The organism is Martelella sp. UBA3392 (genome assembly GCF_002358775.1).
Lineage (GTDB): Bacteria > Pseudomonadota > Alphaproteobacteria > Rhizobiales > Rhizobiaceae > Martelella > Martelella mediterranea.
In genome coordinates, this window is sequence record NZ_DEPM01000021.1 from 1 (window position 1) to 10,502 (window position 10,502).

Below are 10,502 nucleotides of genomic sequence, written 5' to 3' on the forward strand. Positions count from 1 at the left end.
GGTCGAGCCGGTGCAGATCGATATTGTTACCGCCCAGGCCAAGGAATTGCGGATGGAAACGGTTTTCCGCTATGCCAACGTCTTCGACCGGGCGCTTGATATCATGGCGTCCGGCAGGGTTGATCTGAAACCGCTGATCACCGGTTCCTATTCATTCGAGGATGCGATTGCGGCCTTCGAGCGCGCGGCGGCGCAGAACCCCGAGGATGTGAAACTCCAGATCACCATGGGCTGACCGGGCAATGGCATCGCCAACGACAGCTCAGGACCAACGCCCGAACATCGTCTTCATTCTGACCGATCAGCAGCGTCTCGATACGATCAACGGCTGGGCCATCCCCATATGGACACGCTCAATCTCGATCGTCTGGTGAGATCGGGAACGAGCTTTTCATCGATTACTCCGATGGCCAACTCTTCGACCTCATCGCGGACCCGCGTGAAACTGCGAACCTCTGGGACGATCCGGAACATCGCGCCACACGCGACCAACTGGTTGCCAATATCCTGAACTGGCGCATCGAAAGCGATCGCGCAACCGCCGGTTTCCCACCGCGGCAAGTGTCCCGACGGCTTGACTGAGCCGCGCGAAGCCTGCCGAAAATCCCAGCCCTTGACGAAGAATAGATATCGCCTGTGAACGGCCAATCACGGCAAACAGACCTTCTGGAAACCGCATCCTTTTGTGATTCTGACTGCGCCCAGCTTTTGTTCAGGGATTAGAATTTAACGCCGATGAATATCGACGAAAGGCTTTTGACAAAACCACGCGGGGCCAGCCATCTGGCCAGCCCCGCTCGATACGGCCGGTTCGGACTGCGGAGGTAACGCCCTCCATGCATTCAGGTTATTCGGCGCGGCACTCCCAGGTGAAGCGCGAGAAGTCGGTATCCCAGCTCATCATCGGCACGAATTCATAGCCCTGGAGGCAGTCGCTTGCGGCATAGCGGCGGTTTTCGACGAGCAGGAAGACGTCGGGCTGAAGGTCCACGATCTTGCGCTGAAGCTCCTTGTAGATATCGTTCTGCTTGTCGACATCCGTCGTGGTCCGGGCATCGTCGATGAGCGTGTCGATCTCCGGGTTCTGCAACCACTCCATCGACGCCCATGTACCGGCGGCCGCGGAATCATACTGGACGTAGAACACGCTGTCGGGCGAGGGATAGCTCGGGCCGTTGAAGACCTGGGTCGTGTTCGGCGTCGTTTCCGGCTGGCTGGCAAGCTCGGTGATCCGGTTCCACGGCTCGGGGCGCACATCCAGCGTGATGCCGATCTGCTCGAGATTGGCTTGCATCAGCAGCGCGATGTCTTCCTCGAAGGAGAGGCCGGCCACATAGGAATGGGTCAGCGTGATGTCCTGTCCGGCATATTTCGATTTGGCCAGTTCTTCCTTGGCCTTTTCGAGATTGTATTCCGGTGCGGGAAGGTCATCGGGATAGGCATCGGCAAAGGCCGGCGCCATCGGGCCGGAAAGCGGCGAGCCGGGATAGATGGCTTCGCGGATCGTGTCGTAATCCGTGGCATAGGCGATCGCTCGGCGGACATGGATATCGTCGGTCGGCGGCAGCTTGGTGTTCATCTTGATATAAAGCGCGGTTGCCGTCGGCGTTTCGATGATCTTGTAGCCGTCCATCGCGGCGATTGCTTCGTATGTCTCCGTTGCCTGAGAGTCGGCCGACATTCCAAGTTCGCCCTTGGTTGCAAGCGCCTTCACCGTGGCTTCGTCATTGGTGATGACGAAGCGGATTTCGTCGATCGGGCGGCCGCGCTCCCAGCCGGCATGATAGTCGTCATAGCGGTCGATCACCATCTGCGAGCCGCGGTTCCACGAGGCCAGCATGTAGGGCCCGGCGCCGATACTGTGGTTGGCGATGTAGTCGCTTGCCCATTCGTCGTCGCTGTTGGCCTTCGCCGCTTCTTCGTTGACGACAAGAATGAGCGGGGTTGTGGTCAGAAACGGCGCGTAGATCTTTGTCAGCCCGATTTCGACGGTATGGCTGTCGATCACCTTCAGCTTTTCCGGATCGATGAGCTTGGAGAAAAGGTAGGACGGCCCCTCGTTGATGGCGAGCAGGCGCTTCAGCGTGTAAACGACGTCTGAAGCCTCGACCGGCGAGCCGTCCTGGAAGGTGGCGCCGTCCTTCAGCTTGAACGTGTAGGTGAGATTGTCGTCGGAAACGGTCCAGCTTTCGGCGAGCTGGGGAATGATCGAGCCGTCGCCGGCCACCGTCGTCAGCCCGTCATAGAGGTTCACGGCCGCCATGTATTCGGTGTAGTCGTTGATGCGGGCCGGATCGATGGTGCCGAACACCTGGGTGGCGTTCACCACGATCGAGACCTTGTCGTCTTGGGCGCGGGCGGGCGTCAGGGCCGTCGTTGCCGAGGCCGCCAAAGCCAGCCCTGCGATTGCAAGCATTTTCCGTGTCATTGCAAGTTCCTCTCTTTTATGAGTTTTGTTCAGTCAGGGTCTACATTCTTGTTATTGTTGATTGTTTCCACCGGCGCATAGGGGTGGTCGTAACCGAAATAGGCCGGACCAACGAGGTTCAGCCCCGCATCGCTGCGCCATTTCGGATCGGCCGGAAGGCCGGTGATTTCGATCAAGAGGCCGTAGCGCATCTGTTCGGTGGTGACCGGCATGCCGGCATCGGCATCGAGCGCGCAGATCAGGTCCGGCGTCGTTGCCAGAACGGCGCCGGTGTCATCGCGGGCAACGAGAAACTCGTTCTGGAAATCGATGCTGAACTGGCGTCCGGCAAAGGCATCCGTACCCTTGATGATGGCGCGGCCGCGGGCAAAGCCGCCGACCGTCTTGCGCTCGATGTCGCTCACGCGGCCGGTGAACAGATGATGGCCTGAAAACCGGGCGCGGAGCGCCGCGCCCGGATGGCGGTGCGCCTTGCGCTCGGCCATCAGTGTTTCGCCGATTTCGCGGATCATCGTCATCGTGCCGGGCAGGATGCTCTCGCGCATCTGCGCGCCGGTCATCGAATAGGCGGCGACCAGCGCCGCGCCGCCCATTTGCACGGCATCGGCGCGGGCCAGCCGCTCGGTCCAGAGATTGTCGACGGCGTTGATCAGGACGGAATTGCCCTTGTCGTCGGCCAGTACCAGCGGCGTCGCGCTGATGCCGGACATGGTGAAGGAGACCATCTGCAATTCAGGAAAGGCGCGGCCCATGCCATCGCCGTCGATCAGCGGCAGGCCCGTTGCGGCGGCCACGGCGAAGGGGATCGTCGAATTGAGCCCGCCCGCCTCCACGCACATCAGCGCGGTCGCCTTTTTGCCGAGATAGGTCTCGAGCTGGTCAAGCGCGGCCATGATTTCTGTGCCGCTCGGCAGTTTTTCCAGCATCACGGTCGGCGCGCCCATCATGAACACCGGCACGCACAGATCGTCGTCGCCGACATCGGCCGGATCGATCAGCGTCACCGGACCGTTTGCGGCGAGCGCCGCGCGCGCCATCAGCTTGCCGATATAGGGATCGCCGCCGCCCCCCGTCCCGAGAAAGGCGCCGCCGAGCGCGATGGCATCGAGATCGTCGGCTGTGATCAGTGTTTTCGCCATGTCTTCAGCCTCCCACGACCGGTCGATAGACGATATCGGGAAAGCCGAAGGCCTTCGGGCCGACGACTTCGAGCGCTGCCGGCGACTGCAGCAGCGGATGGCACGGCAGGGCAAGGATCGCCACGCGCTGGCCGTAGCGCAGCATTTCGGTGGTGATGGCGTGGCCGCTGTCGATATCGAGCACCACGATCAGGTCGGGAACCGAGACCGCCACCTCGCCCTCACGGTTAAAGACGAGGTTCTCGTTCTGGATCAGGACGGAGGCATCCTCGCCATGATGGTTGTCGATGCCGGACAGCATGGCTTCGCCGACCACGAAACCGCCGCGCAGATGGCGCTTCAGGTCGGTGATCTTGCCCGAGAACACATGCCGGCCGTTTTCCCGTTCGCAGATGGCGGCGATCGGGTCGCTGTGCCGGCGCTTGGCGTCGATGACCGCGCGGCCGAGCGAGACCGCCTGCGTGTAGGAATTCGGAATGGCGAACTTCTTCAGGAAGGCGCCGGTCATTGGCGCGGAGGCAAGGTCCGAGCCGCCCCCCTGGGCCACCACGCAGGCCCGCGCCATGCGCTCGTGGAAGAGTTCCGTCACGGCATGCTGGAAGATCACGATATTGCCGTGCACGTCGCACATCACGCTCGGCGTCGAGGTGTGGCCGTAGATCGAATAGGTGGTCATCTGCATTTCGGGAAAGGCGCGGCCCATGCCGTCGCAATCGACCACCGGAAGGCCGGTCATGCCGCCGACGATCAGCGGTTCCATGGCATTGGAGCCGCCGATTTCCTCGCACACGATCAGGTCGACAGGAAAACCCTGCATCTCTTCGATGGCCCGCACGCAGCGCAGGCCTTCGCGGCCCTCGCGGATACGCTCATAGCCGACCACCGGGGCGCCGATACCGCCGAGCGATACGCAGCAGGCCTCGTCCGGCACCTTGTCGAGCGGCAGCACGGAGAGTGTGAACCCGTCGTCGATGGCCTGACGCGCCCTGAGCTTGCCGACATAGGGATTGCCGCCGCCGCCCGTGCCGAGAATGGCCGAGCCGATTTCCAGCGCCTCGATATCCTCGCGGTCCAGGACCCAGATGTCGGCGGGATCGTATTCGAATTTCGAGCGTGTGACGGTTTCAGGCATCCATGCCTCCCATCTCTCCAACGACCTTGACGTGAATGCGCGTGGCATTGCCCGGCAGGTAGGCGAGCGGCACGTCCTCGCGCTCGATCACCTCGATGGTGTCGGCGACGGCGCCTGCGGCAATGGCCTTTTCGGTCGCCTCCTTCTCGGCCTCGGCGAGGCAGAGCTCGCGGGTCAGGCCGTTTTCGAGCGCATAGACGCGGTCGACCTCGCCGGAGATCTGGGCGATGGCCGCGCCGACGGCATTGGCCACCGCGAAGTTTTCCGGCCGGATGACCTCGAGGTCGCCAAGCCGGTCGGGCATCAGGATCGAGCCGCCGCCCACCGCGATCACCGGGATCGGTTCCGGCGACATGCGACTACGCTCGACGGCGTTTTCAAGAAGCGCGATGATTTCGGCCTCGGCGGCCTTCGCGAAGGTGGGGTCGACGTCCTTGACCTTCGCGGCATCGCCGACGCTGGCCTTGCCGAGCGCGACCGCGATATCGGTGGCCGTCAGCGTCTCGCCGCCGAACACCTTTGCCTCCTTGGTGATGCGGTAGCCGGTCGATTGCGGGCCGACCGTGACCTTGCCGGTGTGATCCTTTCCGACGAGCGAGCCGCCGCCGAGACCGATCGAGAACACATCCGGCATGCGGAAATTGGTGCGGACCCCGCCGACATCGACAACGGTCGCCGCCTGTCGTGGGAAGCCGAGATGCAGCGATCCGACATCGCTGGTGGTGCCGCCGATATCGACCACGATCGCCTCGCGCACGCCGGTGAGGAAGGCAGCACCCCGCATCGAATTTGTCGGCCCGGAGGCGAAGGTGAGAACGGGGAAATTGCGCACGGTGTCGGCGGCCATCAGCGTGCCGTCGTTCTGGGTGATGAAGAACGGGCAGGTGAGCCCGGCATCGGCAAGCGCCTTGGCAAAGGCGCTGACGGTGCGGTCGGCAAGCGACAGCAGGCTGGCATTCATGATCGCGGCACTTTCGCGCTCAAGAAGACCGATGCGCCCGATATCGGTGGAAAGCACCACCGGCAGGCCGGGGCAATGCTTCTCGATCAGCGCCTTCGCCTGCTTTTCCATGGTGTCGTTGATCGGCGCGAAGACGCAGGTGATGGCGGCGGCCTTGATGTCGTTGTCGCGGATTTCGCCGGCGATGCGGGCGATCTCGGCCTCGTCGAGCGGGGAGATTTCGCGCCCGTCGAACTCGTAGCCGCCCTTGACCAGATAGCCGAGATTGCCGACGACGCCCTTCAGGTCTTCCGGCCAGTCGACCATCGGCGGCAGGCAGGCGGTTGCCGGCAGGCCGAGACGGATGGCGGCAACCTTGTTGAGGTGCCGCCGTTCGATCACGGCATTGGTGAAATGGGTGGTGCCGATCATGACGTTGCCGATCTTCGCGCGGTCGATGCCCGCCTTCCCGATCGCGCCTTCCAGAGCCTCGATGACGCCGCTCGTCACATCCTCCGTGGTCGCCGCCTTGACGCCCGAGAGCACCTTGTTGCCTTCCATCACCACGGCGTCGGTATTCGTGCCGCCGACATCAATTCCCAGTCGATACACGGGGTCGTCTCCTTGTCTTGCCGGCGCCTCGGGCGCGCGGTCCTGCCATTGTCTTATCCGTCCTGCTCACCGGTGCTCTGCACCAGAAAGCGGGCGCGTTCCTCGGCGCTGACCTTCGGTTTCTCGGCCTCTTCCGCGTCACTTAAGACCGGAATGGCCGCGATCAGAGCGCGGGTATAGGGGTGTTCAGGGCGGGCGAAGACATCCGCCGTCAGGCCCTGTTCGATGATTTCGCCCTTCAGCATGATGGCGATGCGCGAACAGAAATTGCGCATCAGCGAGAGATCATGACTGATGATCACATAGGTGAGGCCGAGCTCTTCCCTCAGGGTCAGAAGCAGGTCGATCACCGTCTTCTGCACCGAAACGTCGAGCGCCGATGTCGGTTCATCAAGGATGATGATGCGCGGATCGGCGGCAAGCGCGCGGGCAATGGCGACGCGCTGCTTCTGGCCGCCGGAAAGCTCGTGCGGGTATTTGGAGAGAAAGTTCTCCGGCAGCCGCACCAGCGCCATCAGTTCCTTCTTACGCGCCTCCGCCGCCGTGCGGTCGTGGCCGCCATAACGCAGTGGCACGGAGAGCGTCTGCGACACGGTGCGCTTCGGATTGAGCGAGGTTCCGGGGTTCTGATAGACGATCTGGGTCAGGCGGCGGGGATCGGTCCCGTCTGCCGCCGAACCGACACGGATGGTTCCGGACGTCGGCTTGACGAGACGCATGACCATGCGCGCAACGGTGGTCTTGCCAGACCCGCTTTCGCCTGCGAGCCCGAAAACCTCGCCTTCGGCGACCGCGAGATTGACCGATTTTGCGGCATGGTGCCCCGGGCCGCGGGAAAACAGCAGGCCCTTCGCCTGGTAGACCTTGTCGACATTTTCGAGTGTGACGATTGGCGCCTTTGCGCTTGCCGGCTGATTGACGACGCGCGGGCCATAAAGCGGCGGGACGGCATCCATCAGATCGCGGGTATAGGCCTCCCTCGGCCGGGTGAAGACCTCCGACAGCGTGCCCTGTTCGACGATCTCGCCGTGACGCATCACCAGCACCCGGTCGGCGGTCTGGCGGACGACGCCGAGATTGTGGGTGATCATCAGCAGCGACAGCCCCTCGTCGCCGACAAGGCGATTGATGAGCTTGAGGATTTCGTCCTGGGTGGTGACGTCGAGCGCGGTCCCCGGTTCGTCGGCGATCAGTAGTTCCGGCTGATGCAGCAGCGAAAGCGCGATCAGCACGCGCTGGCGCATGCCGCCGGAAAGCTCGTTCGGCCAGGCGCCGAAAATCCGTTCCGGATCGGCAAGCTGGACGCGGCGAAGCACGTCGAAGATCCGCTTTCTGCGATCTCCGGCATTGCTGACGACGGCGTTGCGCCGGTCGGCATAATAGAGCACGTCATCCAGCAGGCGGCCGATCTTGAAGACCGGATTGAACGAAGACAGCGGGTCCTGCATGATGATCGAGAAGGCGGTGCCCTTCAGCCCCTCCCGTTCCCGGGGCGGCATCGAAAACACGTTCGCGCCGCGATAGGCAATATCGCCGCTTTCGATCACGGCATTGTCGGGAAGCGTGCCGAGGATCGCCTTCGAGGTTACGGACTTGCCGGAGCCGGTCTCGCCGATCAGCGCCACGCGCTCGCCGGCGGCGATCTCGAAGCCGACATCCTTCAGCACATGGCTGCGGCGGCCATAGCCGGTGAAGGCGATATTGAGGTTCTCGACCTTGAGCAGCGGTACAGCCATGTCTTACGCCTCCACGTCGAACATGTCGCGCAGGCCGTCACCGAGAAGGTTGAAGCCGAGCGTGGCGTAGAAGATGGCGAAGCCGGGGGCGAGCACCTCCCACCATTTCTCCGGCAGGAACTGGCGTCCGTCCGCGACCATGGAGCCGAGGTCGGGCGTCGGCGGCTTCACCCCGAAACCGAGGAAGGAAAGCGTCGCCCCGAACAGGATGACGAAGGCGGCATCGAGCGTCGTCTTGACCGAGATGACCGAGACGCAGTTGGGCAGGATTTCGCGAAACAGGATATGCAGCGGGCCGGCGCCGGCAAGCCGTGCGGCCTCGATGAAATCCTCGGTCGCGATCGAGCGGGTGACGCGATAGACGAGCCGGGCGTGCCAGGTCCACCACAGAAGCGTGATCGCAATCATCGCGTTGATCAGGTTCGGCTGGAGGATGTTGCCGATGGCAAGCGCCATGACCAGCGGCGGCATGGCGAGCATGACATTGGTGAGCCCGGTGATGATGCGCTCCCACCAGCCGCCGAAATAGCCGGACACCATGCCGAGCACCGCGCCGACCGGCACGGAGATGCCGAGGACGCCGACCACCAGCAGAAGCGAAACGCGGAAACCGAAGATCGTGCGCGAGAAGATGTCGCGCCCGGCCTTGTCCGTGCCGAACCAGTTGATGGCATTCGGCGCCACATGGCGGTTGCGGAAATCGACGACGGCGCCGACATGGTCGGGAAACGGTGTGATCCACGGGGCCGCGGCCGCCATCAGCAGGACCGACAGCACGATCAGCCCGCCGATGACGGCAGCCGGATTGCGGCTGAAGCGATACCAGGTCATGTAGCCCGCCGTCAGGCCTGTCTGCTCGCTCATTGTCCAGCCTCCCCGAGGCGCAGGCGCGGGTCGATGATGCTGACGACAATGTCGATGACGAGATTGGCGACGATGAAGAAGACGCCGGAGACCAGGACCACGGCCATCAGCGCATTCAGATCCTTCTGCAGGATGGCGGTCAGGCCGTAGGAGGCGAAGCCACCCCAGGAAAACACCATCTCGACCACGAAGGCATTGCCGATCAGCGAGGCGAATTCCAGCCCCATGATCGTCAGCGGTGCGATCGACGACAGCTTCAGCAGATAGCGGAACACGATCACCGGCTCGGGCACGCCGAAGGATTTCAGCGTCAGCACATGGTCGCGCCTGAGATTGTCGATCATGGCCGAACGGGTGATGCGGGTGATCTGGCCGATACCGGCCATGGCCAGCGCGGTGGCGGGCAGTGCAAGATGGGCGAGCGCGCTCAGAAACACATCGCCGCGGCCGGCGAGCACGGCGTCGACCAGCAGAAAGCCGGTCGGCCCCGAGGGCGCGCCGAGATTGTAGTCGACCCGGCCGAGAATGGGCCATGACGGAAAGAAACGAGCCGCGACGAGCTGAAGCGTGATGGCGAACAGAAAGGCCGGAATGGTGACGCCGACAAGCGAAAACAGCCGCCCGGCATTGTCGATCCAACTATTGCGATAGCGGGCGGTGATGACGCCGAGGGGGATGGCGAAGACAAGCTCGATGATCACCGTGGCGATGATCAGCTCGAGCGTCGCCGGCAGGAATTCCCGGATATCGCGGCTCACCGGGTTGCCGGAGACGATCGAGTCCCCGAGATCGCCCTGAAGCGCCTTGCCGATATAGCGGCCATATTGCACCAGGATGGGCTGGTCGAGCCCCATGCGCGCGCGCAGCTGGTCGACCTGCTCCTGCGTCGCGCTCGGGCCGAGCGTCATGCGGGCAGGATCGCCCGGCACCACGCGGGCGAGCACGAAGATCATCAGCGACAATACGAAAAGAACCAGCACGAAGCCGGTAAGCCGCCTGACAAAAATCTCCAGATAGCGCAGGTGCATCGAATGCGCTGCTCCATAACCTTCGGCCCTTTCGGGGCCGCTGTTCCCTTTATGCCGCCGACATTTGCAAGAAAGCCGGCGGTGATCTTATGGGTTCAGTCTGAGGGGCGGGGAAAAATGCTACAAGACGGAAAAGGTCTAGGTTTTTGACAATAAAGGACAGGTTTTGCGATGCGCGACCGCCTCGGCGGCGGGTCAGTGCAGCCAGTTGCGCGCCCGCGCCACCGCGATGGCCTCGCGGCGTCTTGTGCAGCCGAGCTTGCGGTAAAGATTGGTCAGGTGGAATTTGACCGTCGATTCCGAGATACCGAGCCGGCCGGCGATGAACTTGTTGGAGGCACCCTCGCAGATCATCAGCAGAATGCGGACCTCACGGCGCGACAGCCCGGATTCCTGCTCAATCGTGCGTCCTTTGATGCCGGTTTCGGACAACCGTTTCATGATCCGGCGGGCGGGGCCTGCGGCCGAGACAAAGCCTTCGATACGGCTGTCGCCCATCAGCTCGCCGAGAAACCGGCGTTCCTCCTGAAGTGGCGCGATCGTGCCGGTGCGGGCGGCATCATCGAACATGCGCTGCAGCACCGCGCGGGCTTCCGTCGCCCGGCCGGTCCGTTTCAGCACGA

At 63.1% G+C, this 10,502-nt stretch carries 8 protein-coding genes and 1 pseudogene; 1 reads left to right on the plus strand and 8 read right to left on the minus strand.

All coding sequences use genetic code 11. The features are described 5' to 3' along the window. Positions 1-235, plus strand: a pseudogene (locus tag B4E36_RS01805) (NAD(P)-dependent alcohol dehydrogenase); the annotation flags it as partial. 612 nt (positions 236-847) lie between these two features. Here B4E36_RS01805 and B4E36_RS01810 read toward each other — a convergent pair. The 8 genes from B4E36_RS01810 to B4E36_RS01845 form a co-directional block, all read right to left on the minus strand. Further along, complete coding sequence (locus B4E36_RS01810) at positions 848-2,428, minus strand: ABC transporter substrate-binding protein (RefSeq protein WP_292057739.1); 1,581 nt, start codon at positions 2,426-2,428, stop codon at positions 848-850. 29 nt (positions 2,429-2,457) lie between these two features. Continuing rightward, positions 2,458-3,567 carry a DUF917 domain-containing protein gene (locus B4E36_RS01815; RefSeq protein ID WP_292057740.1) on the minus strand — a complete coding sequence of 370 codons (1,110 nt, stop codon included), beginning with the start codon at positions 3,565-3,567 and terminating at the stop codon, positions 2,458-2,460. Positions 3,568-3,571: 4 nt separating this feature from the next. Further along, complete coding sequence (locus B4E36_RS01820; protein ID WP_292057741.1) at positions 3,572-4,699, minus strand: DUF917 domain-containing protein; 1,128 nt, start codon at positions 4,697-4,699, stop codon at positions 3,572-3,574. Beyond that, on the minus strand, positions 4,692-6,251 hold the full coding sequence (locus B4E36_RS01825) for a hydantoinase/oxoprolinase family protein (protein ID WP_292057742.1): 1,560 nt from the start codon (positions 6,249-6,251) through the stop codon (positions 4,692-4,694). The genes B4E36_RS01820 and B4E36_RS01825 overlap by 8 nt, the downstream gene beginning before the upstream one ends. A gap of 53 nt (positions 6,252-6,304) precedes the next feature. Continuing rightward, the gene (locus tag B4E36_RS01830) at positions 6,305-7,987 is read right to left on the minus strand and encodes an ATP-binding cassette domain-containing protein (protein ID WP_292057743.1); all 1,683 of its coding nucleotides are present in this window, start codon (positions 7,985-7,987) and stop codon (positions 6,305-6,307) included. A 3-nt stretch (positions 7,988-7,990) separates the two neighbouring features. Beyond that, a complete protein-coding gene (locus B4E36_RS01835; protein ID WP_292057745.1) occupies positions 7,991-8,851 on the minus strand; it encodes an ABC transporter permease in 861 nt (286 codons plus the stop codon). Further along, the gene (locus B4E36_RS01840; protein WP_292057748.1) at positions 8,848-9,879 is read right to left on the minus strand and encodes an ABC transporter permease; all 1,032 of its coding nucleotides are present in this window, start codon (positions 9,877-9,879) and stop codon (positions 8,848-8,850) included. The genes B4E36_RS01835 and B4E36_RS01840 overlap by 4 nt, the downstream gene beginning before the upstream one ends. A 195-nt stretch (positions 9,880-10,074) precedes the next feature. After that, the coding region (locus tag B4E36_RS01845; RefSeq protein WP_345899911.1) for a helix-turn-helix transcriptional regulator at positions 10,075-10,502 on the minus strand (428 nt) is incomplete at its 5' end.